The organism is Citrobacter sp. wls708, from assembly GCF_005281255.1.
Taxonomy (GTDB): domain Bacteria; phylum Pseudomonadota; class Gammaproteobacteria; order Enterobacterales; family Enterobacteriaceae; genus Citrobacter; species Citrobacter werkmanii.
Genome location: NZ_SZXE01000018.1, coordinates 20,395 through 46,397, shown reverse-complemented (window position 1 = coordinate 46,397; position 26,003 = coordinate 20,395). Strand labels below are relative to the sequence as shown.

At 53.0% G+C, this 26,003-nt stretch carries 25 protein-coding genes and 1 pseudogene; 14 read left to right on the top strand and 12 right to left on the bottom strand.

Annotated features, from left to right (window positions below):
• Positions 1-43: 43 nt before the first annotated feature.
• The 6 genes from aroB (at position 44) to trpS (ending at position 5,921) form a co-directional block, all read left to right on the top strand.
• Positions 44-1,132, top strand: a complete 1,089-nt coding sequence (aroB, locus tag FDW97_RS13545; RefSeq protein ID WP_110496649.1) for a 3-dehydroquinate synthase — start codon at positions 44-46, stop codon at positions 1,130-1,132.
• Positions 1,133-1,228: 96 nt separating this feature from the next.
• Entirely contained in the window at positions 1,229-2,524 is a 1,296-nt protein-coding gene (gene damX, locus FDW97_RS13540; RefSeq protein WP_137351169.1) for a cell division protein DamX, read from the top strand.
• Positions 2,525-2,641: 117 nt separating this feature from the next.
• Positions 2,642-3,478: an adenine-specific DNA-methyltransferase gene (gene dam / locus FDW97_RS13535; protein WP_069323807.1), complete on the top strand. Its 837-nt coding sequence runs from the start codon at positions 2,642-2,644 to the stop codon at positions 3,476-3,478.
• A 17-nt stretch (positions 3,479-3,495) separates the two neighbouring features.
• Positions 3,496-4,173 carry a ribulose-phosphate 3-epimerase gene (gene rpe / locus FDW97_RS13530; RefSeq protein WP_003023561.1) on the top strand — a complete coding sequence of 226 codons (678 nt, stop codon included), beginning with the start codon at positions 3,496-3,498 and terminating at the stop codon, positions 4,171-4,173.
• Entirely contained in the window at positions 4,166-4,924 is a 759-nt protein-coding gene (gene gph, locus FDW97_RS13525) for a phosphoglycolate phosphatase (RefSeq protein WP_038634839.1), read from the top strand. The genes rpe and gph overlap by 8 nt, the downstream gene beginning before the upstream one ends.
• Positions 4,917-5,921: a tryptophan--tRNA ligase gene (gene trpS, locus FDW97_RS13520; RefSeq protein ID WP_038634836.1), complete on the top strand. Its 1,005-nt coding sequence runs from the start codon at positions 4,917-4,919 to the stop codon at positions 5,919-5,921. The genes gph and trpS overlap by 8 nt, the downstream gene beginning before the upstream one ends.
• Before the next feature lie 64 nt (positions 5,922-5,985).
• Here trpS and FDW97_RS13515 read toward each other — a convergent pair whose 3' ends face one another.
• The 6 genes from FDW97_RS13515 to tsgA form a co-directional block, all read right to left on the bottom strand.
• On the bottom strand, positions 5,986-6,156 hold the full coding sequence (locus FDW97_RS13515) for a YhfL family protein (RefSeq protein WP_006687392.1): 171 nt from the start codon (positions 6,154-6,156) through the stop codon (positions 5,986-5,988).
• Between the two features lie 272 nt (positions 6,157-6,428).
• Complete coding sequence (gene cysG, locus FDW97_RS13510; protein WP_085048998.1) at positions 6,429-7,802, bottom strand: siroheme synthase CysG; 1,374 nt, start codon at positions 7,800-7,802, stop codon at positions 6,429-6,431.
• 11 nt (positions 7,803-7,813) lie between these two features.
• Complete coding sequence (gene nirC / locus FDW97_RS13505) at positions 7,814-8,623, bottom strand: nitrite transporter NirC (protein WP_069323809.1); 810 nt, start codon at positions 8,621-8,623, stop codon at positions 7,814-7,816.
• A gap of 195 nt (positions 8,624-8,818) precedes the next feature.
• A complete protein-coding gene (gene nirD / locus FDW97_RS13500) occupies positions 8,819-9,145 on the bottom strand; it encodes a nitrite reductase small subunit NirD (RefSeq protein WP_137351168.1) in 327 nt (108 codons plus the stop codon).
• Entirely contained in the window at positions 9,142-11,685 is a 2,544-nt protein-coding gene (gene nirB, locus FDW97_RS13495; protein ID WP_061381016.1) for an NADPH-nitrite reductase large subunit, read from the bottom strand. Before nirB ends, nirD begins: the two co-directional genes overlap by 4 nt.
• 270 nt (positions 11,686-11,955) lie before the next feature.
• The gene (gene tsgA, locus FDW97_RS13490; protein WP_038634817.1) at positions 11,956-13,137 is read right to left on the bottom strand and encodes an MFS transporter TsgA; all 1,182 of its coding nucleotides are present in this window, start codon (positions 13,135-13,137) and stop codon (positions 11,956-11,958) included.
• A 263-nt stretch (positions 13,138-13,400) separates the two neighbouring features.
• Between tsgA and ppiA the strand changes: the two genes are divergently transcribed.
• From ppiA to FDW97_RS13465, 5 genes are all read left to right on the top strand, one after another.
• Positions 13,401-13,973 carry a peptidylprolyl isomerase A gene (gene ppiA, locus FDW97_RS13485; protein WP_003023595.1) on the top strand — a complete coding sequence of 191 codons (573 nt, stop codon included), beginning with the start codon at positions 13,401-13,403 and terminating at the stop codon, positions 13,971-13,973.
• A gap of 107 nt (positions 13,974-14,080) precedes the next feature.
• Positions 14,081-14,248 carry a YhfG family protein gene (locus FDW97_RS13480; RefSeq protein ID WP_137351167.1) on the top strand — a complete coding sequence of 56 codons (168 nt, stop codon included), beginning with the start codon at positions 14,081-14,083 and terminating at the stop codon, positions 14,246-14,248.
• On the top strand, positions 14,238-14,840 hold the full coding sequence (locus tag FDW97_RS13475; protein WP_069323811.1) for a putative adenosine monophosphate-protein transferase Fic: 603 nt from the start codon (positions 14,238-14,240) through the stop codon (positions 14,838-14,840). Before FDW97_RS13480 ends, FDW97_RS13475 begins: the two co-directional genes overlap by 11 nt.
• A 31-nt stretch (positions 14,841-14,871) precedes the next feature.
• Positions 14,872-15,435, top strand: a complete 564-nt coding sequence (gene pabA, locus FDW97_RS13470; RefSeq protein ID WP_038634811.1) for an aminodeoxychorismate synthase component 2 — start codon at positions 14,872-14,874, stop codon at positions 15,433-15,435.
• A gap of 85 nt (positions 15,436-15,520) precedes the next feature.
• A complete protein-coding gene (locus FDW97_RS13465) occupies positions 15,521-16,738 on the top strand; it encodes an aspartate aminotransferase family protein (protein WP_137351166.1) in 1,218 nt (405 codons plus the stop codon).
• 106 nt (positions 16,739-16,844) lie between these two features.
• Here FDW97_RS13465 and FDW97_RS13460 read toward each other — a convergent pair whose 3' ends face one another.
• Positions 16,845-18,932 carry a YccS/YhfK family putative transporter gene (locus FDW97_RS13460; RefSeq protein ID WP_087856299.1) on the bottom strand — a complete coding sequence of 696 codons (2,088 nt, stop codon included), beginning with the start codon at positions 18,930-18,932 and terminating at the stop codon, positions 16,845-16,847.
• Positions 18,933-18,983: 51 nt separating this feature from the next.
• The gene (crp, locus tag FDW97_RS13455; protein ID WP_000242758.1) at positions 18,984-19,616 is read right to left on the bottom strand and encodes a cAMP-activated global transcriptional regulator CRP; all 633 of its coding nucleotides are present in this window, start codon (positions 19,614-19,616) and stop codon (positions 18,984-18,986) included.
• A gap of 308 nt (positions 19,617-19,924) precedes the next feature.
• On the opposite strand from crp, the gene FDW97_RS13450 reads away from it, so the two are divergent.
• Positions 19,925-20,329 (top strand): OsmC family protein, encoded by a 405-nt coding sequence (locus tag FDW97_RS13450; RefSeq protein ID WP_006687378.1) that lies wholly within the window; start codon positions 19,925-19,927, stop codon positions 20,327-20,329.
• 98 nt (positions 20,330-20,427) lie between these two features.
• Here FDW97_RS13450 and FDW97_RS13445 read toward each other — a convergent pair whose 3' ends face one another.
• The 4 genes and pseudogenes from FDW97_RS13445 to FDW97_RS13430 form a co-directional block, all read right to left on the bottom strand.
• A complete protein-coding gene (locus FDW97_RS13445; RefSeq protein WP_003827751.1) occupies positions 20,428-21,297 on the bottom strand; it encodes a phosphoribulokinase in 870 nt (289 codons plus the stop codon).
• Positions 21,298-21,350: 53 nt separating this feature from the next.
• Positions 21,351-21,569 (bottom strand): YheU family protein, encoded by a 219-nt coding sequence (locus FDW97_RS13440; RefSeq protein WP_087856300.1) that lies wholly within the window; start codon positions 21,567-21,569, stop codon positions 21,351-21,353.
• A pseudogene (locus FDW97_RS13435) lies at positions 21,566-22,625 on the bottom strand (hydrolase). The gene FDW97_RS13440 and the pseudogene FDW97_RS13435 overlap by 4 nt, the downstream one beginning before the upstream one ends.
• A 44-nt stretch (positions 22,626-22,669) precedes the next feature.
• Positions 22,670-23,389 carry an NUDIX domain-containing protein gene (locus FDW97_RS13430; protein WP_137351165.1) on the bottom strand — a complete coding sequence of 240 codons (720 nt, stop codon included), beginning with the start codon at positions 23,387-23,389 and terminating at the stop codon, positions 22,670-22,672.
• Between the two features lie 191 nt (positions 23,390-23,580).
• Between FDW97_RS13430 and prs the strand changes: the two genes are divergently transcribed.
• Both prs and FDW97_RS13420 read left to right on the top strand, forming a co-directional pair.
• Positions 23,581-24,441 (top strand): ribose-phosphate diphosphokinase, encoded by an 861-nt coding sequence (prs, locus tag FDW97_RS13425; RefSeq protein WP_121529635.1) that lies wholly within the window; start codon positions 23,581-23,583, stop codon positions 24,439-24,441.
• Positions 24,442-24,455: 14 nt separating this feature from the next.
• Positions 24,456-25,946: a nicotinate phosphoribosyltransferase gene (locus FDW97_RS13420; protein ID WP_137351164.1), complete on the top strand. Its 1,491-nt coding sequence runs from the start codon at positions 24,456-24,458 to the stop codon at positions 25,944-25,946.
• The last annotated feature ends 57 nt before the right edge of the window (positions 25,947-26,003 follow it).

The window sequence follows — 26,003 nt, the reverse complement described above, 5'->3', positions numbered from 1 at the left end:
ACACTCGTCTGCGGGTACAAGTAACTAAGGTGGATGTCGCGTAATGGAGAGGATCACAGTCACTCTCGGGGAACGTAGTTACCCTATCACTATCGCGGCTGGTTTGTTCAATGAGCCAGCTTCATTCTTACCGCTGAAATCGGGCGATCAGGTTATGTTGGTGACCAACGAAACCCTGGCTCCCCTGTATCTCGATAAGGTTCGCGGCGTACTTGAACAGGCGGGTGTTAACGTTGATAGCGTTATCCTTCCCGATGGCGAACAGTATAAAAGCCTGACGGTTCTGGATACGGTTTTCACCGCATTACTGCAAAAACCGCACGGTCGAGATACCACGTTGGTCGCACTTGGCGGCGGCGTGATTGGCGACCTGACCGGTTTCGCGGCAGCCAGCTACCAGCGCGGTGTTCGTTTCATTCAAGTTCCGACAACTCTGTTGTCGCAGGTCGACTCCTCCGTCGGCGGCAAAACCGCCGTAAACCATCCCCTCGGTAAAAACATGATTGGCGCGTTTTACCAACCAGCCTCCGTGGTGGTGGATCTCGATTGTCTGAAAACGCTTCCTGCGCGTGAGCTGGCATCGGGGCTGGCGGAAGTCATCAAATACGGCATCATTCTTGACGGTGAGTTTTTCAACTGGCTGGAAGACAATCTGGACGCGTTATTGCGTCTGGACGGTCCGGCAATGGCGTACTGTATTCGCCGTTGTTGTGAGCTGAAAGCAGAAGTTGTCGCAGCAGACGAGCGCGAAATGGGCTTACGTGCTTTACTGAATCTGGGACACACGTTCGGCCATGCGATCGAAGCTGAAATGGGTTATGGCAATTGGTTACATGGTGAAGCCGTCGCAGCAGGTATGGTAATGGCTGCTCGTACGTCAGAACGTCTGGGTCAGTTTAGCTCTGCGGATACGCAGCGCATCATTACGCTGCTACAGCGAGCAGGCTTACCGGTTAATGGGCCACGTGAAATGTCCACCGAGGCCTATTTGCCGCATATGCTGCGAGATAAAAAAGTGTTAGCGGGAGAGATTCGTTTAGTGCTTCCGCAGGCAATAGGGAAGAGTGAAGTGCGCGGCGGAGTGTCGCACGAGGTGGTTCTTAACGCTATTGCTGATTGCCAGCAGGCGTAACAACAAGAAAGGTCCGACGTACGTTGCGAAACGTAGGTCTTTTAGCTTCAGGTTACGTGCAAAGTTGTAAGCATTAACCTTTGAGTGGGGTGTTAAATGGATGAATTCAAACCAGAAGACGAGCTGAAACCCGATCCCAGCGATCGTCGTACTGGTCGTTCTCGTCAATCGTCTGAACGCGATAATGAGCCGCAAATCAATTTTGATGATGTTGATCTGGATGCTGACGATCGCCGTCCTGCGCGCGCACGTAAAGAGCGTGAAGAAGAGCGGGACATCGAAGAAGACTATGAATCTGATGACGATGCGGTGGATGAAGAGCGTGTAGAACGTCGTCCGCGCAAGCGTAAGAAAGCGGTCAGTAAACCTGCCTCTCGTCAGTATATGATGATGGGTGTGGGCGTGCTGGTGCTGCTGCTGTTGATCATCGGTATTGGTTCTGCGCTGAAAGCCCCCTCATCTTCTTCCAGTGAACAGACGGCGTCTGGCGAGAAGAGCATCGATCTTTCTGGCAGCAATGCGACAGATCAGGCGAACACGAATACGCCTGCAACGGGCGCTGAGCAGACGGCGGGCAATACCCAGCAGGATGTTTCCCTGCCGCCGATTTCCTCTACCCCAACTCAAGGTCAGACGCCTGCGGCAACTGAAGGTCAGCAGCGTGTTGAAGTGCAGGGCGATCTGAACAATGCGCTGACGCAACCGCAAGGTCAGGAGCAGGTTAACAACGTCGTGGTGAACTCTACGCTGCCGACCGAACCTGCGACTGTCGCACCAGTTCGTAATGGTACTGCTGCGCGCCAGACTGCCAAAACGGAAACGGTTGAACGTCCTGCTGCTACGCACCAGGAACGTAAACAGGCCGTCATTGAACCGAAGAGCAAACCGCAGACCACGGTGAAAGCGACGACGACAGAGCCGAAACCTGTTGCTCAGGCAAAACCAACCGCGACTGCGCCGACGACCACAACCAAAGCGCCTGCGGTAACCGCTGCGCCAAAAGCGACAGCAGAACCGAAAGCAACCGCGACGACGACGCCTGCACAAACTACAACACCTGCGCCAACCGCGACGGCAACGCCTGTGGCTGGCGGAGCGAAAAGTACAGGAAATGTTGGCGCGTTAAAATTTGCGCCGTCCGGCCATTACACGCTGCAGCTCAGCAGTTCTTCTAACTACGACAACCTGAACGGTTGGGCGAAGAAAGAAAACCTGAAGAACTACGTGGTGTATCAGACGACGCGTAACGGTCAACCGTGGTATGTTCTGGTGACGGGCGTGTATGCATCTAAAGAAGATGCGAAACGTGCAGTGTCTACGTTACCCGCCGATATTCAGGCGAAAAATCCGTGGGCAAAACCGCTGCACCAGGTTCAGGCCGATTTGAAGTAAGATAGGATATGTTCTGCAATGGTTTGCTGTTTCGCCCAATTGCGGGACAAAGACTAAAGCGCAGGATGCTGTCGGAGCTTTCTCCACAGCCGGAGAAGGTGTAATTAGTTAGTCAGCATGAAAAAAAATCGCGCTTTTTTGAAATGGGCAGGGGGAAAATACCCCCTGCTTGATGATATCAAACGGCATTTACCCCAGGGTGAGTGTCTGATTGAACCCTTCGTAGGGGCCGGGTCGGTGTTTCTCAACACCGACTTTTCTCGTTATATCCTTGCCGATATCAACAGCGACCTCATCAGTCTCTATAACATCGTGAAGACCCGTACCGATGAGTACGTGCAGGCTTCGCGCGAGCTGTTTATGCCTGAAACTAATCAGGCTGAGGTGTACTACCAGTTCCGGGAAGAATTTAATACCTGCCAGGACCCGTTCCGCCGCGCAGTGCTATTCCTGTATCTGAACCGCTTTGGTTACAACGGGTTGTGCCGTTATAACCTGCGCGGTGAGTTTAACGTACCGTTTGGTCGTTATAAAAAACCTTATTTCCCGGAAGCCGAGTTATACCATTTTGCTGAAAAAGCGCAGAATGCGGAGTTCCATTGCCTTTCCTATGAAGAGTGCATGGACCGTGCGGATATCAACTCCGTAGTCTATTGTGACCCGCCTTATGCACCGCTTTCGGCGACGGCAAATTTCACCGCGTATCATACCAACAGCTTTAGCCCGAAAGAGCAGGCGCATTTGGCCGAGATGGCAGAAAAGCTGGTCAGTAAGCAGATTCCGGTGTTAATTTCGAACCATGACACGCCCGATACTCGTGAGTGGTACCGGGCAGCGAAACATTTTCAGGTCAAAGTGCGGCGCAGCATCAGCAGCAATGGCGGCACGCGTAAAAAGGTGAACGAACTGCTGGCGCTGTATAAACCAGGAGTCGCAACGCCTGCGAAAAAATAATTCTCAAGGAGAAGCGGATGAAACAGTATTTGATCGCCCCCTCAATTCTGTCGGCTGATTTTGCCCGCCTGGGCGAAGACACCGCGAGAGCGCTGACTGCCGGTGCCGATGTAGTACACTTCGACGTCATGGACAATCACTACGTACCGAACCTGACCATCGGACCGATGGTTCTGAAATCGCTGCGTAAATATGGCATCACCGCCCCGATTGATGTTCACCTGATGGTGAAACCGGTCGATCGTATTGTCCCTGACTTCGCCGCCGCTGGCGCCAGCATCATTACTTTCCATCCGGAAGCCTCCGAGCACGTTGATCGTACCTTGCAACTGATCAAAGAGCATGGCTGTAAAGCGGGCCTGGTGTTTAACCCGGCAACGCCTTTGAGCTACCTGGACTACGTCATGGATAAGCTGGATGTGATCCTGCTGATGTCCGTTAACCCAGGCTTTGGCGGACAGTCTTTCATCCCGCAAACGCTGGATAAGCTGCGTGAAGTGCGTCGTCGTATTGATGAATCTGGCTATGACATCCGCCTGGAAGTTGATGGTGGCGTCAAGGTGAACAACATCGGTGAAATCGCGGCGGCGGGTGCAGATATGTTTGTTGCAGGCTCCGCTATTTTCGACCAACCAGACTACAAAAAAGTCATTGATGAAATGCGCAATGAACTGGCGAAGGTAAGTCATGGATAAGTTTCAGGATATTCGGGGCGCCGCTTTTGACCTCGACGGCACGCTGGTCGACAGCGCGCCGGGATTAGCCGCAGCGGTGGATATGGCGCTGTATGCGCTGGAACTGCCGGTTGCTGGTGAAGAACGTGTAATCACCTGGATTGGTAATGGTGCAGATGTACTGATGGAGCGCGCGCTGGCGTGGTCTCGTCAGGAGCGCGCGACATTACGTAAAACGATGGGTAAACCCCCCATTGATGATGATATTCCTGCTGAGGAACAGGTACGTATTTTGCGTAAGCTGTTCGACAGGTACTACGGCGATGTCGCAGAAGAGGGGACATTCCTGTTCCCTGATGTTGCCGACACGCTGGGCGCGTTGCATGCTAAAGGTTTGCCGCTGGGTCTGGTGACCAACAAACCAACCCCGTTTGTCGCGCCATTGCTCGAGGCGTTAGATATCGCCAAATACTTCAGCGTGGTCATCGGTGGTGACGACGTGCAGAATAAAAAACCACACCCGGATCCGCTGCTGCTGGTGGCAAGCAAGCTTGGCATCAAGCCTGAGCAAATGCTCTTCGTAGGGGATTCTCGTAATGATATTCAGGCGGCTAAGGCTGCTGGTTGTCCGTCCGTTGGTCTGACGTATGGCTACAACTACGGTGAGTCTATCGCATTGAGCGAGCCCGATGTCATGTACAACCGCATTAATGAACTATTGCCCGCTCTCGGGCTTCCGCATAGCGAAAATCAGGAATCGAAAAATGACTAAGCCCATCGTTTTTAGTGGCGCACAGCCCTCAGGTGAATTGACCATTGGCAACTATATGGGTGCGCTGCGTCAGTGGGTGAACATGCAGGATGACTACCATTGCATCTACTGCATCGTTGACCAACATGCCATTACCGTTCGTCAGGATGCTCAGCAACTGCGTAAAGCAACGCTGGATACGCTGGCGCTGTATCTGGCATGCGGGATCGATCCTGAAAAAAGCACCATTTTCGTTCAGTCGCACGTACCGGAACACGCACAGTTAGGCTGGGCGCTGAACTGCTACACCTATTTCGGCGAGCTGAGCCGTATGACCCAGTTCAAAGATAAATCTGCACGTTACGCAGAGAACATCAACGCCGGTCTGTTTGATTATCCGGTACTGATGGCGGCAGACATTCTGCTGTATCAGACCAATCAGGTACCGGTTGGCGAAGATCAGAAACAGCATCTTGAACTGAGCCGCGATATCGCTCAGCGCTTCAATGCGCTGTATGGCGACATCTTCAAAGTACCGGAACCGTTCATCCCTAAATCCGGCGCGCGCGTGATGTCGCTGCTGGAGCCGACGAAAAAAATGTCCAAGTCGGATGATAACCGCAACAACGTGATCGGTCTGCTGGAAGATCCAAAATCTGTGGTCAAAAAAATCAAACGAGCGATGACTGACTCGGAAGAGCCGCCTGTTGTTCGTTACGACGTGAAAGAAAAAGCGGGCGTTTCGAACCTGCTGGATATCCTTTCTGCCGTCACCGGCCAGAGTATTCCTGAGCTGGAACAGCACTTCGAAGGCAAAATGTATGGTCATCTGAAAGGTGAAGTCGCGGAGGCCGTTTCCGGCATGCTGACCGAGCTTCAGGAACGTTATCACCGTTTCCGTAACGATGAAGCTTTCCTGCAGAAAGTAATGAAAGACGGTGCGGAAAAAGCCAGCGCACGCGCGTCTGTTACGCTGAAAGCCGTTTACGAAGCGATTGGTTTTGTCGCCAGACCGTAATATTTTCTGCGTTGCAAAAAACCGGGGAATCCCCGGTTTTTTTGTATCTGCGCAATAGCATCTATTACTGGTCTGCAGCCGGACCACAGCCACCAATAATTTTAGAAATTGAAATTGCTGGATGCAGGAAATAATCGTAGCTGCAGTTATTTTTTTTGTTTTCAATATGACCCGTACATGCGGTCAGTGTAGCCAGAACCCCAGCGACAATGGTGATTTTTGCAAATTTCAGCATGTTAAAATCCTTGTAAGATATCTATTTTTAAAATGGATGAAATCCATTTCTCGACGGTTAAGATATCAACTTAAATAAAATTTAAGTAGTCCGGATAAGGACATAACAAGCTTTATGTAAATTATATAATTAATGAATTGGATTACTAGGCGGTTATATTTTAATTAATAATTGGTTTGCTGAAGTGAGCATGTAGCGTATTTCGTTTATTATTTATTTCTGCAGGATGATAAATACATGCCCTGAATATCAGGGCATGTATTTACATTCAATTAATGATTCGAGAACCAGTTCAGCTTATCGCGTAGTCCAACCACGCGACCGACGATAATCAGCGCTGGGCTTTCAACCTGTTGCGCTAATTCCCCGAGTTGCGTCAGCACACCGTTGACGACGCGTTGCTTCACGGAGGTACCGTTTTCTACCAGCGCAACCGGCATATTGGCCTGCATGCCAAATTCGATCAGTTTTTCCTGAATTGTGGCCGCCTGATTCAGTCCCATATAGAACACCAGCGTCTGTTTCTCTGCCGCCAGATTTTCCCAGTCCAGCTCGCCGCCGGTTTTCAGGTGTCCGGTAACCAGACGAACACTTTGCGCGTAATCGCGATGGGTCAGTGGAATACCAGAATAAGCGGAGCAACCGGAAGCTGCGGTAATACCCGGTACGACGGAGAATGGAATACCGGCGTGGCAAAGCGTTTCCAGCTCTTCACCACCGCGGCCAAAGATGAACGGGTCGCCACCTTTTAGTCGTACCACGCGCTTGCCTTGTTGCGCTTCACGCAGCAGGATCTGGTTGATTTCTTCCTGCGGTACGCAGTGGTAACCCGCGCGTTTACCGACGAATACCCGGTCCGCATCGCGGCGCACGAGGTTCATAATATCGTCGGAAACCAGACGGTCATAAACCACTACGTCGGCTTGCTGGATCTGCTGCAGCCCTTTCAGCGTTAGTAGCCCGGCATCGCCAGGACCGGCGCCAACCAGCACCACTTCACCACGGTGATCCAGTGGTTCGCTGAGCAACTGCTCGGTGGTTTCCTCGACAGCTTTCCGATCGTTGTTTGCCAGCGACTGCGCCAGGCGGTCATTAATGAACAATTTTTCCCAGAAGCGGCGACGTTCACCCATACTGGCAAACTGGTTTTTAACCCGGGAACGCAGCTTGCCCGCATACTGTGCGACCTGGCCAAGATGCTGAGGCAGTATGGATTCGAGTCTTTCACGTAGCAGACGGGCCAGCACCGGCGAAGTGCCGCCAGAGGAGACCGCCACCATCAGCGGCGAGCGGTCGATAATGGAGGGCATGATAAAACTGGCTGCTTTTGGCGCATCGACCACGTTGCAGAAAATACGGCGTGATTCTGCGGCGGTGCTGACGCTTTGGTTGACGACATCGTCATCGGTGGCGGCGATAACCAGCCAGCAAGGATCGAGCAGGGATTCATCGAACGGTCCCTCAACAAGCGTCAACATGCCTTCATTTGCCCATACGGTGAACTGCGGAATAAACGCCAGCGCATTAACCGTTAAACGGGCGCCCGCTTCCAGCAATAACCGCGCTTTGCGTTCTGCGACATCACCACCGCCGACGATCAAGCAGTCACGGTCACGTAGTTGACAAAATATAGGCAAATGATCCACGACATTACCCCTTAATTATTGGCAGCAGCCTCTGGCTGATTGATTTTTGCCGGAGCCGGACGCTCCGATTTTGGCGTAGCATACCAATAACCCAATCCCATGAATACGACACCGGACAAAGTATTACCGAGTGTCACCCACAGCAGGTTATGACCAATTCCGGCCAGGGTATAAGCTTCGCTGTGGTGGCCGAACCAGGAGAGGGCAAACAGCGTCATGTTGGCAACCGAGTGTTCGTAGCCGGAAGCAATAAACGCCAGCAGACACCACCAGATAGCGAGGAATTTTGCTGCGCCTTCGGTACGGATTGCCATCCAGATTGCCAGACAAACCAACCAGTTACACAGTGCGCCCTTGAAGAACAGTACCGTCGCAGGCGCGGTGGTTTTCGCCAGTGCAACCGAATGGACGATGCTGGTATCTACCGGCAACAAGCTGCCGCCACCCCAACTGTAAAGCAGAGCGACAAACACGGAACCGACCAGATTACCCAGCCAGGTTTGCGGTAAAATTGCCCACATTTGACCGTGACTGATGGTGCCCGCTTTGACGCCGAGCGTCAGGAACATGGTGTGACCGGTAAACAGTTCAGAACCCGCGATAATGACCAGCGTTAAGGCGATACCAAAGGTTGCACCCATTACCAGAGGACGTACGGACGGGTCGAGCAGATTGCCGAGGGTGAAAATAAGAATGATGCCGAGACCGACATAGGCCCCTGCCATTGCCGAACTGACCCAGAATCCGAGCGGGTTATTAGCCGACAGGCGTGCGATGCGCGCAGCATTAGCTGCACACTTATTAATAGTGTCAGTAAACATTTGATTATCCTTTTCTCACTTCATCCTTTGCACTGCCTCTTTGTTGGCTGCCCTCGCTCACCCCAGTCACATAGTGAACTATGCTCCTGGGGATTTGCTCGGTTGCCGCCGCGATGCAGTACAAATGATTTTGTGATAACAATTAAAATGAAAAAAATACAAAAAAGGGGAGGCGTTGCGCCTCCCAAAAGTTTATTAACCGCGCAACTGCACCATGCCGTCTTTCACGCGCGCTTCGTAATGTTTCACGGAGAACTGTTCGTCTTCCATGCACAGTCCGTCGCTTAAACGAAAGCGCTGTTTTTTCAGCGGGCTGGCAACCCACAGTTCGCCCTGATGCTCAGCGATCAAGCCACGAGAAAGCACGCTGGACTCAAAGAACGGATCGATGTTGCTGATCGCAAACACCTGGTCACTGTGATACGGGCGGAAAATTGCGACCTGTTCAGTACCAAACAGGGCGCAGACGCCTGTTGCAGGCAGAATGTCATCGATTTTGCAGATGTTTTGCCACTGGCTCATGCGTTCTCCTCCACCAGAGTCACCGGGATACGCTCATAAGGCGTTGCCGGACGATGTTGTTCACGTTCAGGCACCACCTGGACGTTCGGATCGCGTTTGTCGCTGTTGATGAAGTGCTTGAAGCGAACCTGCGCGGATGGGGTGTTAACGGTTTCTGTCCACTCGCATACCACCGCTTCACGCAGACGGGCCATCTCTTCTTCCAGATGCTCGTTCAGGCCCAGCTTGTCGTCGATGATGACCGATTTCAGATACTCAATGCCGCCTTCCAGGTTGTCTAACCACGGTGCGGTACGGGTCAGTTTGTCGGCAGTGCGGATGTAGAACATCATGAAGCGATCGAGATACTTCAGCAGCGTTTCACGATCGATATCTGCCGCCAGCAGATCGGCGTGACGAGGTTTCATCCCGCCGTTACCGCAAACGTACAGGTTCCAGCCTTTTTCAGTGGCGATGATACCCACGTCTTTGCCCTGGGCTTCCGCGCATTCACGGGTACAGCCAGAGACACCGAACTTCATCTTGTGCGGCGTACGGATGCCTTTGTAGCGGTTTTCCAGCTCGACGCCGAAACCGACGCTATCGCCCACGCCGTAGCGGCACCAGGTGCTGCCCACGCAGGTTTTCGCCATACGCAACGCTTTAGCATAGGCATGACCGGTTTCGAAACCAGCTTCAATCAACTGACGCCAGATTTCCGGCAGGTCATCTTTCTGCGCGCCGAACAGGCCAATACGCTGAGAACCGGTGATTTTGGTATACAGGTTAAATTCACGTGCGATACGTCCCACGGCCACCAGACCTTCCGGTGTGATTTCACCGCCAGCGGAGCGCGGGATCACGGAGTAGGTGCCGTCTTTCTGGATATTCGCCAGGAAGTTGTCGTTGGTGTCTTGCAGCGGCGTGTGCTGAGGTTTGAGAATGTACTCATTCCAGCACGAGGCCAGCAGGGAACCGACGGTAGGTTTACACACTTCACAGCCGTAGCCTTTCCCGTGTTTTGCCAGCAACTCTTCGAAGGTTTTAATGCCTTCTACGCGAATGAGATGGAACAGTTCCTGACGCGAGTACGGGAAGTGTTCACACAGGTTGTTGTTAACTTCAATACCCTGTTTCGCCAGTTCAGCGTTCAGGACCTGCGTTACCAGCGGGATACACCCGCCGCAGCCGGTACCGGCTTTGGTTTCAGCTTTCAGCGCCGCAACGGTGTGGCAACCTTTATTGATAGCAGCAACCAGCATGCCTTTGGTGACGTCGAAGCAGGAACAAATCTGCGCGCTGTCCGGCAGTTTATCGACACCGATAGAGGGTTTACCGCTGCCCGCGTGTGCTGGCAGGATCAACGAGTCCGGGTTTTCCGGCAGTTCGATAGCGTTCAGCACCAGTTGCAGCAGATTGCCGTAATCGCTGGTGTCGCCCACCAGAACCGCGCCGAGCAGCGTTTTGTTATCTTTGCTGACAATGAGGCGTTTGTAGACTTCTTTGCTCTCGTCGAGGTAAACGTAGCTGCGCGCACCCGGTGTGCGGCCATGCGCGTCGCCAATCCCGCCAACGTCAACGCCGAGTAGCTTCAGCTTGGCGCTTAAATCTGCGCCTTCGAAGGCGTTTTCGGTTTCGAGGATATGGTCAACGGCGACCTGCGCCATTTTGTAGCCGGGAGCCACCAGACCATATACACGGTTGTTCCAACTGGCGCATTCGCCGATGGCATAGATGTCCGGGTCAGAAGTCTGGCAGGTGTCGTTAATCACGATCCCACCGCGCGGAGCGACGTCCAGACCGCACTGGGTAGCCAGTTTGTCGCGTGGACGAATACCGGTAGAGAAAACGATAAAGTCGACTTCCAGTTCGCTACCATCGGCAAAACGCATGGTTTTGCGCGCTTCGACGCCTTCCTGGACAATCTCTTTCGTGTTTTTGCTGGTGTGCACACGCACGCCCATGCTTTCAATTTTGCGACGTAACTGCTCGCCACCCATATGATCCAGCTGTTCAGCCATCAGCATCGGAGCGAATTCAATCACGTGGGTTTCAACGCCGAGGTTTTTCAGCGCACCGGCGGCTTCCAGGCCCAGCAGGCCACCGCCGACGACAGCACCGCGTTTGCTACGGCGCGCGCAAGACTCAATGGCGTTGAGGTCTTCAATGGTGCGGTAAACGAAGCAGTCCTGAGTTTCCGAACCTTTAATCGGCGGGATCCACGGATAAGAGCCGGTCGCCATGATCAGCTTATCGTAATAAACCGTACGACCCGCGCTGGAGTGGATCACCTTCTCCTGGCGGTTGATGGTAATTGCGCGCTCGCCGACTAATACCTTAACGCCGTGCTTCTCATAGAATCCTTCGCGCACCAGAGAAAGCTCTTCGGCGGTGTGGTGGGAGAAGTAGGAAGACAGGTGTACGCGGTCGTACGCTTTGCGGGGTTCTTCACAGAAGACGGTAATATCAAAATTGGCAGCGTCGGATTTATCAAGAAGATCCTCAATAAAGCGATGGCCGACCATACCATTACCGATAATAGCGAGTCTGACTTTGCTCATTTTTGCCTCGATTTCTTTTCTATTACCGCCTACCTTAACGATTCAGCTACCCCGCTTATTGATACAAATCAAATTCGCCCTCATATACTCCTTAAGAGGTATATAACTGATTTACCTACATTTTTATAAGTTACGGAATTGACTGGCTTTTCGTGTTTGTATAAAAAGCGCACAAATTAAGGGGTTTTTGTATGAATTGGCCTACATCACCAATGGAGGAAGGGATGCCAGGGATGTGCCGGATGGTGAGGACACCATCCGGCAGAGTGATTAATGCGTGGCCGGCGCGTTATGCTGGCGATGGCGCGTAACAAACCCAAGGATAAAGCACATCACAAACACAACGGCATACAAGCCGTTAGCTGTTTGCAGTGCCGCCATTGGACCGCTATGAGCGACGATCGGGCCAGTGACGACGAAAGTAAGCATGGTACCGATGGTGCCGCAGGTCAGAATGAAGTTAACCAGTTTAGGTGAGGCGACCTTCGTCTGCTGGGAACCGAGGGTAATAATGGTGGTATAAATCGCGCTGGAGAAGAAGCCCAGCGTCAGAATGAACCACGGCATATGCTCCGGCGTACCGGTGATAAACAGATACATCAGGACGGTGGCCAAACCCGCCAGTACCGTCAGGATGCGCTGCAAATCGAAGAAACGCAGAATAAAGCTAAACGCCCACATACCAACCATGTAAGACATCCAGAAGTCGCTGACCAGTTTACCCGCATCACCCAGGCTCATGCCCAGGCTTTTGGCATATTCCGGCACCCACGAGATAAAACCAAGCTGGCCGAGGATGTAGCACAGAGCCGCAATGGACAGGAACAGTACGCCAATGCCCCATTTTTCTTTTACTACCGGTGCGTCTGACTGCTGCGCGTGTTTGCCCAGCGCCGGGAATTCGCAACCGAAGGTCAGCAGGAAAATGGCAACATATACCAGGCCGATGCAGGCATAAACCCAGTACCATTCGATGCTGCGCGCTAACAGAAATGCCGCCACCATCGGGAAGATCATGCCAGCCATGCTGAAGAAGGAGTCCGTAAACAGCAGGCGGGAACCGCGCTGGCGACCTTCATACATCTGTGTGACCAGGAACGTACCAATCGACATGGTGATACCGCTCACCAGCCCCAGTACAAACATTGCTGCTGAGAACAAGGCCAGGCTATGGCTGAGCATCAGTCCGGCGACCGCCAGAACCATCAGGATAAAGCCAAAGCGCAACTGGGTTTTCAGGGGCACAATTTCCATCAGCCAGGCATTCAAAAAGATAGAAATCAGGATGCCGGCATTCAGGAAGGTGAAGGTGTTACTCATACTGGAAACGGGCAAATGGAAGTAATCTGCGATATTTCCCATCACCATCCCGGTGACAATTACCAACGCGCCTGTCAGGGCGTAGGAGAGAAAGCTAATCCATGTGAGCTTAATGCGATTGCTGTTAGTCATGACTGGCCTGTATAGAAGTGTAAGACGCATTGATTGCGCCGTGAGCGGGCAGATTTTAGGCGTTTTAGTGACGTATTTAAATATTTAATGGCAATAACTTGCTCCGTTACATTTTGTATGTGAGCTGGATCACAATGAATATTCCGGTTATGCAGTTACATTTGTTTCAGATACGTAAAATTAAGTAAAGGGATGGCCTTGTCCTTGAAGGCTCTTTAGAATCACTTCACTTGCTTCATTTCTGCTCTTGTTAAGGACTTCTCATGCTCAAATCGACTCTGGCGGCTGTTGCAGCTGTTCTCGCTCTTTCCGCGCTCTCTCCTGCAGCACTGGCAGCAAAAGGTGACCCACATGTCCTGCTGACCACCTCTGCTGGTAACATCGAGCTGGAGCTGAACAGCCAGAAAGCCCCGGTTTCAGTGCAAAACTTTGTCGATTATGTGAACAGTGGTTTTTATAACAACACCACGTTCCACCGTGTGATCCCAGGCTTTATGGTACAGGGCGGCGGCTTCACCGAGCAGATGCAGCAGAAGAAACCTAACCCGCCAATCAAGAATGAAGCCGATAACGGTCTGCGTAATACCCGCGGTACGATTGCGATGGCGCGTACAGCGGATAAAGACAGCGCGACCAGCCAGTTCTTTATCAACATTGCAGACAACGCTTTTCTCGATCATGGCCAACGCGACTTTGGCTATGCTGTGTTCGGTAAAGTTGTGAAAGGTATGGATGTTGCAGATAAGATCTCTCAGGTACAGACCCATGATGTTGGTCCTTACCAGAATGTCCCGTCAAAACCGATTGTTATCCTTTCTGCTAAAGTCCTGCCGTAATCGTATTTTGCGCGGGCAGTTCCTGCCCGCGTTCTCTCCCTTCTCTGCGTAACCCGAAATTGCTGCTTATACTTGTGGCAAGTGCCGCTTACATTCAGGGAGGTCACGTGAAAAAACTCACCGATAAACAAAAGTCCAGGCTCTGGGAGCAACGGCGTAATGTCAATTTCCAGGGAAGTCGACAACTGGAAGGCGTGGATATTCCACGGGTTACTCTGAGTGCGGAAGACGCCCTGGCGCGTCTGGATGAGTTGAGGAGGCACTATGAGCGATAAATTCGGTGATGGACGCGACCCTTATCTGTACCCCGGTCTGAATGTGATGCGTAACCGCCTGGGGATCCATCAGGCCCAGCGTCTGGCACAAGCGGCATACGAATTAACAGCACTGCGCGCCGCGACGGTTGAGTTGGGGCCTCTAAAGCGTGGCCTGCCACACCTGTGCGCCATTCATCGCCAGTTATACCAGGATATTTTCGACTGGGCGGGACAACTGCGGGAAGTTGATATCTACCAGGGCGATACTCGCTTTTGCCATTTCGCCTATATCGAGAAAGAGGGCAATGCGCTGATGCAGGACCTGGAAGAGGAGTCCTGGCTGGTGGGATTGCCGGAAGAAAAATTCGTCGACCGCCTTGCGCACTATTATTGCGAAATCAATGTGCTGCATCCGTTTCGTATTGGTAGCGGTCTCGCGCAGCGTATTTTCTTCGAACAGCTAGCGATCCATGCCGGGTATATGCTGAGCTGGGATGACATTCAGGTTGAGGAGTGGAACCAGGCGAACCAGAGCGGGGCGATGGGCGACCTGACCGCTCTGCGGGCGATATTTCGTAAAGTGGTAAGCGAAGCCCCGGAAACTGAGTAGAATAGCGCGGTTCTTATGTACCGGAGCCGCCATGATCCTGCTTATCGATAACTATGATTCTTTTACCTGGAACCTGTACCAATACTTCTGCGAACTGGGTGCTGATGTCCTCGTCAGGCGTAACGACGAGCTGACGCTGTCGCAAATCGACGCGCTGAATCCGCAAAAAATCGTGATTTCCCCCGGCCCATGCACGCCGGATGATGCCGGTATCTCGCTGGATGTTATTCGCCATTTTGCGGGCAAAATTCCCCTGCTGGGTGTATGTCTTGGTCACCAGGCGATGGCGCAGGCGTTTGGCGCGACCGTGGTTCGGGCAGCAAAAGTGATGCATGGTAAAACCTCGCCGATTACGCATAACGGGCAGGGGGTTTTTCAGGGACTCGCCAACCCATTAACCGTGACACGCTACCATTCTCTGGTGGTTGCCCCCGAAACGCTTCCTGACTGCTTTGAAGTGACGGCCTGGAGTGAAACACAAGAGATAATGGGCATTCGCCACCGCGAGTGGGATCTGGAAGGCGTGCAGTTTCACCCGGAGAGTATTCTCAGCGAACAGGGGCATCAGCTGCTGGATAATTTCCTCCAACGGTGATTTATGGTTGCTATTCAGTGATTTTTTATTCATATTTTGTGATTATAATTTCACTAGCATTTCTGCTTAACAGGGTGGTAATGACATGGCAACTGAACAAACTGCGATTACGCGCGCGACATTCGATGAAGTAATTCTGCCGATTTATGCACCGGCTGAGTTTATCCCGGTAAAAGGAAAAGGGAGTCGGGTCTGGGATCAACAAGGCAAAGAGTATGTTGATTTCGCGGGCGGCATTGCAGTTACCGCGTTAGGGCATTGCCATCCGGTGCTGGTTGAGGCGTTAAAAACCCAGGGCGAAACCCTGTGGCACACCAGTAACGTTTTCACCAACGAACCAGCGTTGCGCTTAGGTCGTAAAATCATCAATGCGACCTTTGCTGAACGCGTGCTGTTTATGAACTCCGGCACCGAAGCTAACGAAACCGCCTTTAAGCTGGCGCGTCATTATGCCTGCGTGCGCCACAGCCCGTTCAAAACCAAAATCATCGCCTTCCATAATGCGTTTCACGGTCGTTCGCTGTTTACCGTATCTGTCGGTGGGCAACCGAAATATTCCGACGGCTTTGGACCAAAACCGGCGGATATCATCCATGTACCGTTTAACGATCTGCATGCGGTCAAAGCGGTGATGGACGATCACACCTGCGCGGTGGTGGTGGAGCCCATTCAGGGAGAAGGCGGCGTCACTGCGGCAACCCCGGCATTCCTGCAAGGTCTGCGTGAACTTTGCGACCAGCACCAGGCGCTGCTGGTCTTTGATGAGGTGCAGTGTGGGATGGGGCGTACCGGCGATTTATTTGCCTATATGCACTACGGCGTGACGCCGGATATCCTCACCAGCGCCAAGGCGCTCGGCGGCGGTTTCCCGGTGAGCGCCATGCTGACCACTCAGGAAATTGCCTCCGCGTTCCACGTGGGTTCGCACGGTTCCACTTACGGCGGTAATCCGCTGGCCTGTGCGGTTGCAGATGCCGCGTTTGATATCATCAACACCCCGGAAGTGCTGGAAGGTATTCAGGGCAAACGTCAGACGTTTGTGCATCATTTGCAGAAACTTAATCAGCAGTTCGATATTTTCAGCGATATTCGCGGCATGGGGCTGCTGATTGGCGCCGAGCTGAAGCCGCAGTTTAAAGGCCGGGCGCGCGATTTCCTCTACGCCGCCGCGCACGATGGGGTGATGGTGCTGAATGCCGGGCCGGACGTGATGCGTTTCGCGCCGTCGCTGGTGGTGGAAGATGCGGATATCGAGGAAGGGATGCAGCGTTTCGCGCAGGCGGTAGCGAAGGTGGTGGGCTGATTGGTTGATTGCCTGATTGCGGATGGCGGCGCGAGCGCCTTATCCGGCCTACAGGGTAAGGTGTGATTCGTAGGCCGGATAAGCGTAGCGCATCCGGCAGCCGATCTTAACCTTTCATGTCCCGCAACCGACGGCTAAGCCAGATCCCGTGGTGGGGTCGTTGACGCCATGCTACCGACGAAATGGTGTGCATGGTGTTCAGATGCCCCAATATTCGCTGCAGATGCTGCTCCAGGGTGCTTAATGGACCGTGGGACAGCATTTCAGGCGCTTCGAGAATATTCACATCGCCCGAGCTTCCCGGTCCGTCATACTCCAGCCGCTGCTGACAGCGCTGGAGCGCAATTTCGCAGGACTCCAGATACCGCTGCGCCAAATCCGGCGTCAGCATCGTATGTTCCCTTGCCAGTGTGGTCATCGCGTTGATGTGTTCGACAATAAACTGGCTGTGCGTGACCCACAGTTTCATATCCGCCAGATAGTGCGAGTTGAATCCCGGCTCCTGCATTGCCTGATTCAGTGAGTTAAACAGCGTGTTATGCGCCTGGTTGACCCGCATGCGTTGATACGCCAGCGGCGTGGCCTGCGGATCGTTGCTGAGGATCAGGCGAATAGCCTCCTGGTCGGCTTCTAACGCATCGTGGGCGTTCTTACGCAACAGACCACTCTGCCACTGTGGCCACAGCCAGAGCGTGCCGCCAAAGGCGATTAAGCAGCCAATCACCGTGTCGACAAACCGCGGCACGATAAATTGTTCCCCGTTCAGCGTCAGCAGTTGCAGGGTGTATACCGCCGTAACCGTAAAGCCGACGGTGGCCCAGCCGTAGTTTTTGCGAATGATCAGATAGCTGCCTAACGTGATCAGCAACATGCCTGCCAGCGTGAAACCTTCCTGAATATGAAAGTGCAATGTAACGCCCGCAATCACCAGTCCGACGAGCGTACCCACCGAACGATGCAAAATACGCACCCGGGTCGCCCCATAGCCATTTTGCGTGACGAACAGGATCGTCATCAAAATCCAGTAAGGTTTAGGCAGATGTAAGGCGCTGCCCATCAGGCTGGCGATACTCAGCATGACGCTGATGCGCCCGGCGTTACGCAGCGCCGGGGATTTCAACGACAGATAGTTTTTCAGCGCCGGGATCAACGGCAACCGCCGCTGTTTGTCCGCCATCAAATCTCGGGCATACAGCGGGCGCTGGGTCCGTAGCACGCGGGCGATACGGCTGAAGTGCCAGTAGCAAAACTGTCCTACCGGATTATCCGGATGCTGGTTGGCGATTTTCTCCAGCGAGCCAATCTGCTTTTCCATTGAGAAACGGGTCGGTAATCGGTGATACAAGATATCATCGGCCAGGACGCGCAGGCGGGCGGCGACGGTGCGCGCGTTCCAGCGAATCACCTGTTCCGCGTGGCTTCGCTCGACCAACTTTTGCACCTCTTCCGGCTGATGCAGGCTAACTGAAATATGTTCCTGCAAATCGAGCGCTTCCTGAAAGGCACGCAACAGTCGCTTGTATTCATTATTGTGATGCGCCGACAGCATGTGCATTTGCTGGTAGCACTGGGTAATCAAATCCACCGCTTTTTGTTGACGAACCAGTAGCGGAGGCAGCGCTTTTTCTGGATCGGCATGCTGGGTCAGCAGACTGTACTTGGCCTCACAGTAATCGGCTAATTCGCGGTACAGCAGGCTAAGCGATTCACGCAGTGGCTGCTCACGCCACATCCAGAACCAGAACCAGTTGAACAGACCGTACCACAACGTACCCAGTGCATAGATCAGCAATGGCTCCCAGACGGGCATGTTCCCGGCAAGGCTTAGCGTGAAAATTGCCGCGATGAGTGAGGCTGGCAGCAGTCGCGCATGCAACGGGCTTAGCTCGGCGGTTACGCCAAGAATTAGCGTCAGGCCGGTGAGGATGAGCGGCAGTGGTATATCTTGCGCCAGCAGTAACTGCATGATCAGGCTGCAACCGGCAAACAGCGATGCGCCAATAACTAAACGTTTAAAAAAGCGTTTATGCGGGGTATCAAGACCGGCAATGTTGCAACAGGCAGGGACGAGGGAAAACAGAAGCCCCAGATGAAGCTGACCAATGATAAGACCGACGGCCACAGGTAAACACAGCACCAGCGTCTGCCGTAGTGCGTAGTTGATCTCGGGGTGATAAATCAGTCTTCGCCACATCGGAACAAACAAAAATGGCGCGCTACCGGGTAACGCGCCATTTCGATGGGATTAACGTGTGCCGTAAACGACAATGGTCTTACCGTGAGCGGAGATCAGGTTCTGATCTTCCAGCATCTTCAGAATACGACCAACGGTCTCACGGGAGCAGCCAACGATCTGGCCGATTTCCTGGCGGGTGATTTTAATCTGCATACCGTCCGGGTGAGTCATCGCGTCAGGCTGTTTTGCCAGATTCAGCAGAGTCTGGGCAATACGGCCGGTGACGTCGAGGAAGGCAAGGTTGCCTACTTTTTCAGACGTGACCTGCAGGCGACGAGCCATCTGAGAAGACAGGCGCATCAGAATATCCGGGTTGACCTGGATTAATTGGCGAAATTTTTTGTAGGAAATTTCAGCGACTTCACATGCGGTTTTGGCCCGTACCCAAGCGCTACGTTCCTGGCCTTCTTCGAAGAGGCCTAATTCACCAATAAAATCGCCCTGATTCAGATAAGAAAGGATCATTTCTTTCCCTTCTTCATCTTTGATCAGCACTGCCACTGAGCCTTTAACGATGTAATACAACGTTTCCGCTTTTTCACCCTGGTGAATCAGCGTGCTCTTCGATGGGTACTTATGAATATGGCAATGAGACAAGAACCATTCGAGAGTCGGGTCTGTTTGCGGTTTGCCAAGCACCATGCGCGGTTATCCTCTGTTATAAGCTGTCTCCAGAGCCAGAAAACGACGCTGCCTCTGGGTTTGCAAAAATGTGCTTCCCGCTACCTGGGAAGGGGGCTACTAAAAATATACTGCAGCCTGTAATGTGATGTCCTCTGCATACATGCAGTACGTCAATGTATTACTGTAGCATCCCGACTGTTTTAGCATAGCTTTCGCCGTGTGTCTCCTGGTGTCTCGCTTCAGCATGACGCAGGTCGCCTTCCGTTGCGAGAATTGTTATGTACGCGTAATCTGTCAGGAAAATTGAAACATTGGAGTTACGAAATATGCAAGCGCGTGTAAAGTGGGTTGAGGGGTTAACCTTCCTCGGTGAGTCCGCCTCTGGCCACCAAATTTTGATGGACGGTAACTCCGGTGATAAAGCGCCGAGCCCGATGGAAATGGTATTAATGGCTGCAGGCGGTTGTAGCGCCATCGATGTGGTGTCGATCCTGCAAAAGGGTCGTCAGGATGTGACCAACTGCGAAGTGAAGCTCACCTCTGAGCGCCGTGAAGAAGCGCCGCGTTTGTTTACCCACATTAATCTGCATTTCATCGTCACCGGCAACGATCTGAAAGAGGCGTCGGTCTCCCGCGCCGTCGATCTCTCGGCGGAAAAATATTGTTCCGTGGCATTGATGCTGGAAAAGGCGGTGAATATTACCCACTCCTATGAAGTGGTTGCTGCGTAATACGTGAAGCCGGATGGTGGCTTGGCCTTATCCGGCCTACAGGACGATACCGATTCGTAGGCCCGATAAGCGTAGCGCCATCGGGCACATTCCGTACCTCACTCTATCTTTTTACCTTCCATCAATCGCTGGACCAGCGGCAGCATAATCAATTCCATCGCCAGACCCATTTTGCCGCCAGGTACGACTAATGTATTGATGTGGGAAATGAATGAGCCTTGCAGCATGGCCAGAAGCCACGGAAAGTCGATCCCTTCCAGATTACGAAAATGAATGACCACAAAGCTTTCATCCAGCGACGGAATGCTCTTGGCGGCAAAGGGGTTTGAGGTATCGACGGTGGGTACGCGCTGAAAGTTAATGTGCGTACGGGAAAACTGCGGCGTGATGTAATTGATGTAATCGTCCATTGAGCGCACAACCGAGTCCATCACCGCTTCACGCGAGTGTCCACGCTCGCTGGTATCGCGGGTCAGTTTCTGGATCCATTCCAGGTTAACGATCGGCACTACGCCGACCAGAAGGTCGACATGCCGGGCCACATTTTGCTGTGGGGTGACGACGCCGCCGTGTAGCCCTTCATAGAACAGGACATCCGTCGGTTCAGGCAATGGCTGCCAGGGGGTAAACGTTCCCGGGACCTGGTTCCACGGTACGGCTTCATCGTAGGTGTGCAGATATTTACGCGACTGACCTTTTCCCGTCTGGCCGTATTCAATGAAGGTTTGTTCCAGCAGACCAAAGTCATTGGCTTCGGGCCCGAAATAACTGATATGTCGCCCGGCATCGCGCGCTTTGCGAATCGCCATATCCATTTCCGGACGTGTATAGCGATGAAAACTGTCACCTTCCACCTCGGCGGCGCGCAGATTTAGCTGCGCGAAAATTTTACGAAACGCGAGGCTGGTGGTGGTGGTCCCCGCGCCGCTGGATCCTGTTACCGCAATCACCGGATGTTTGGCAGACATAACAACTCCATGAATAGGTTGATTTTTTATTATAGTCGGCCGTCGGCTACGAATTACTGGTGAATCTGCTTCCTCGGCATGATGTTGACCGTTTCATGCAGTTCGGACCACACCAGGACGGCTTCACCTGATTGTAGTTGGCGTTTGACGTCGGCGACTTTTTGTTCGAGCGAACGTTCATGTTCACCATAATCGGTACCTTCGCGCAAGACAAAGCTTTCAATCAGATTGTCCAGCGCGTCCGGGGAGATGTCTTGCCAGGGGATAATCATGATGACGCCTCCAGATACGTTGTCAGCCAGTCGGGAATTCTGGATTCCAGCCACATCTCAGGGCGGCGCACTGTGCCGCCAATAAATCCGACGTGTCCGCCGTGTTCAGTCAACTGATACTCCACCTGTGAGGGCAGGTTTTCCGGTTCAGGGATCACGTGATGATCCATAAACGGATCGTCCTTGGCATGGATAATCAGCGTCGGTTTGGCGATCTGATTAAGCAATGGCATGGCGCTACACTGGCGGTAATAGTCTATAGCATCGGCAAAACCGTGGATTTTGGCAGTGATGAGATCGTCAAAATCACGAATGCGACGCAGGGATTTCAACTGGGTCAGACTCACCGGCAACGAACCCGGATAGGCCTGTAGCTTACGCGAGGCGTTAGCTTTCAACAGATTGAGCAGATAGCGCTGGTAGACGCGTGAGAACCCCTTCTCCATATGGTAACTACAGGCTTCCAGCACGAAAGGCGCAGAGACAATAACCGCTGCATCAATGGGAATATCGTTGCCTTCTTTGGCCAGCAGGCAGGCAAGCATGTTCCCGCCGAGTGAATAGCCGACCGCCGCGGTCGGCACACGACCAAGCTCGCGTTCCAGCCAATGTAAAAACCAGGTGCCATCTTCTGTTTCACCAGAATGATAAATACGGTTGAGACGATTTGGTTCGCCGCTGCAGCCGCGAAAATGCATCACCACGCCCAGCCAGCCGCGCTTTTGCGCTGCCTCAATCAGGCCATGTGCGTACGGGCTGTTCAGACTGCCTTCCAGACCGTGAAAAACCACCAGGCGCGGTTTGTGCTTCGCCTGTTGCGGATCTTCACTCCATGCCAGATCGACAAAGTCACCGTCGGGTAATTCCAGACGCTGCCAATGGGCGTCGAACTTCACCTTGCGGCGAATTAAACGCGGCAGCATTGTCTGCAAATGGCGGTTACTGATACCGCGCATAGGGCGGAATTCTCGCGAATCATCAGTAGGTGGGATCATTTCTGTGGACGTGATTTCAACCATAACACCAGAGCAATTAATAATCGGAAAGAATAACTATACCGCGCGCAGCGCTTGCGGGTTAGCCAATATGTGATTTTGTCGCTAGTCAGTCAGCAGGTTACGCGAGAAAAAATGAAAATCGACGTCGGGCTTTCGTCGCCACAGGCGAGCTTTACGCGTCCCTGTCGCTACGCTTTCTCCGGTATCTTCAAACATTCCTGACGCTTCAAAGCGGCGAATCAGACTTTTACGCTGGATCGACTGACCGAGGATCACCTCGGTGGCTTCGAGCAGTTGCCCATGGGTAAATGTCTCCGGCAAGCAGTATACGGGCAGTAGTGAGTACATCGTTTTTTGCCGCAAGCGATGCAGGGCCGCCGTAATGATGTCTCCGTGGTCGAACGCGAGTGAATAATTTTTCAGCTCATCAACCGGCACCCAACGGGCATTGCTGACGCTGGCGATGTGCGGCGCACAGTCTACCCAGGCGATAAGCGCAAACCAGGCGACTGTCAGACTCCAGCCGCGCGGGTCGCGATCCGGGCCGGAAAAAGTATCCAGTTGTTCCAGCCACGAAGGCAAAACCCCTGTTTTTTCAGTGAGCTTGCGCAGCGCTGTGGCGCGAGTGGAGTCATCGCGCTCGATATCAATGAAGCCACCTGGTAATCCCCAACGCCCTTTTTGCGGCTGGTTTGCTCGTTCAACCAGTAATACGCACAGCGCCTGTTGATGCAGGGTAAACAGCACGCTATCGACCGTCACCAGTGGTGTGGGAAAGCGGCGGGCATCGTATTGATTCAGGTAGTCGGTTTCGGTGGTCATAAGGTACTCACGATGATTTGCAACGCCCACAAGTGTACCAGCCCAATACCGGGGGGCAAGGTTCGTTTTTTCTTATTATTTATCAGTGGATTATGCGATGTCCTAAAAATAATGCACTTTGTGCTTGCTTTATATGTGTCTTAGGGACATTATTAATTGTGTCGAAGGGACACAATTAAGGGGTGAGCGTGATGAACATAAAACTGACACTAACGTTGGACGACCAGAGCTACGGAATGACACACGGTGTTTTTCCTGATGGCGCCGTCTGGTTGAAGGTTACTGAAGCATTACCACCCTTTGCTCGCCTGATGCGCATTCGTGCGACGGCGATGCGCGATATGAACGACTTTATGCTGTTGGCGCAACTGGTGGAGGCGGTTCGCCATCAAACGGATGTGCTGGTCAGTCATCTCGAACTTCCCTGGTTACCGTGGGCTCGTCAGGATCGCCATATGGTGGTGGGTGATAGCTTTGCGCTGAAAGTCTTTGCCAGCCAGCTTAATACGCTGCAATTCGATAGGGTGAAGGTGCTCGATCCACACAGTGACGCGGCGGCGGCAGCTATCAATAATTTTGTGGCGATTTCACAAGAGACTTGCCTGCTGCACAGCGCGACCTTGCAGCGGCAGTTCCGGCAAAAAGCGCTAATGCTGGTCGCCCCCGATGCCGGATCGCTGAAGAAAATTGATGCCGTTGCCAGAGCGGTCGGTGTAGCGGAGTACGCCGTCCTGAGCAAAAAACGCGATGTGGCAAGCGGCAAGCTGACGGGATTTGCTTTAGTCGCCGGAGACGTCAGGGGCCGGGATATGCTGATTGTTGACGACCTGTGTGACGCTGGCGGTACGTTCATTGGTTCTGCGCAGGTACTCCGTGATGCAGGTGCCCGTAGCGTCTGCCTGTATATCACCCACGGTATTTTCTCTAAGGGCGTTGAACACCTGTTTGCGAACGGTATTGATGCTATCTACACCACCACCTCTTTCGCAGCCCCGACGCTGGAACATCCGCAGCTTGAGCTTATCGACATTGACGCGATTTACCGCGCCTGAGGGAGATACTGATTATGAAAATGAACCCGATTCTGGCTATCGACGGCTACAAAGTTTCTCACCGCGTACAGTATCCGCAAGGAACCAGCCGCGTGTATTCCAACTTTACTCCGCGCAGCGATCGCTTTTTCTCCTCGCCGTTGGCGGATGGCAAACTGGTGTTTTTTGGCCTGCAAGGTTTTCTGCAGTGGTTTCTGGTTGATTTGTTTAACGAGGCATTCTTTGCCCGTCCGGAAGACGAGGTGGTCAGCGAATACAAACAGGTCATGGACAGCTACCTCGGCAAAGATGCGGTAGCGGTTGATCATATCCGCGCCCTGCATCAGTTGGGCTATCTGCCGTTGCACATCAAAGCGCTGGATGAAGGCAGCAAGGTGCCGATGACGGTGCCAGTTTTAACTATCATCAACACCCAACCTGAGTTTTTCTGGCTGGTGAATTACCTGGAGACCGTGCTGTCGGCAGAACTGTGGAAGGCGTCAACAAACGCCACAATCGCTCATCACTATCGTAAAATTTGCGCGCGCTGGGCACAGAAAACCTGTAGCGACCTGACGCACCTCGACTTCCAGTGCCATGACTTTTCATTTCGTGGTATGGCCGGATTGCAGGACACCATGCAGGCGGGCAGCGGTCACTTGTTGAGTTTTAAAGGCACTGACAGCATTCCGTCGCTTCTCTACGCCCGGGATTATTATACCGACGGCGAGCCCTATTTTATCGGCGCCAGCATTCCGGCGACCGAGCACAGCGTGATGTGTATGGGGGAACGTGAACATGAGATTGAAACCTTCCGCCGCCTGATTGCCGATCTCTACCCGCAGGGATTTGTGTCGATTGTCTCTGATACGTGGGATTACTGGCAGGTACTGACGGAGTACACCCGTGAGCTGAAGAACATCATTCTGGCGCGCGAGGGACGGGTGGTTTTCCGCCCGGACAGCGGTAATCCGGTTGAGATCCTGTGCGGTACTGGCGCGGATGAGGATACACGAGCCGATCGTACGGCACAGGAGAAAGGCTCTGTGGAGGTGCTGTGGGAGATATTTGGCGGCACGGTTAACGCCAAAGGCTACAAGGTGCTCGACCCACATGTGGGGCTGATTTATGGCGATTCCATCACCCTTGAGCGGGCGAATGAGATCCTGCGCCGCCTGGAAGCGAAAGGATTTGCCAGTTCAAATGTGGTGTTTGGCGTGGGTTCTTTTACCTATCAGTACAACACGCGTGACACCTTCGGTTTTGCGATGAAGGCAACGTGGGGCGAAGTCGACGGCAAGGGGCGGACGATTTTTAAAGAGCCAAAAACCGATAACGGCTTAAAGCGCTCGGCCCGAGGTTTGCTTCGCGTAGTACGTGATGAGCAAGGAGAATTGCGTCTGCATGATGAACAAACCTGGGTCCAAGAGCAGGAAGGAGAGCTGAAAACCCGTTTTCTCAACGGGAAGTTGTTTAACCGTGAGCACTTCGAACAGATCCGCCAGCGCCTGGCGGCACAAAGCTAGTTTTCCGCAAGCGGGTTGCGTTACCCGCTTCCTCCTCCCTCCCGGCGTGAATTGATC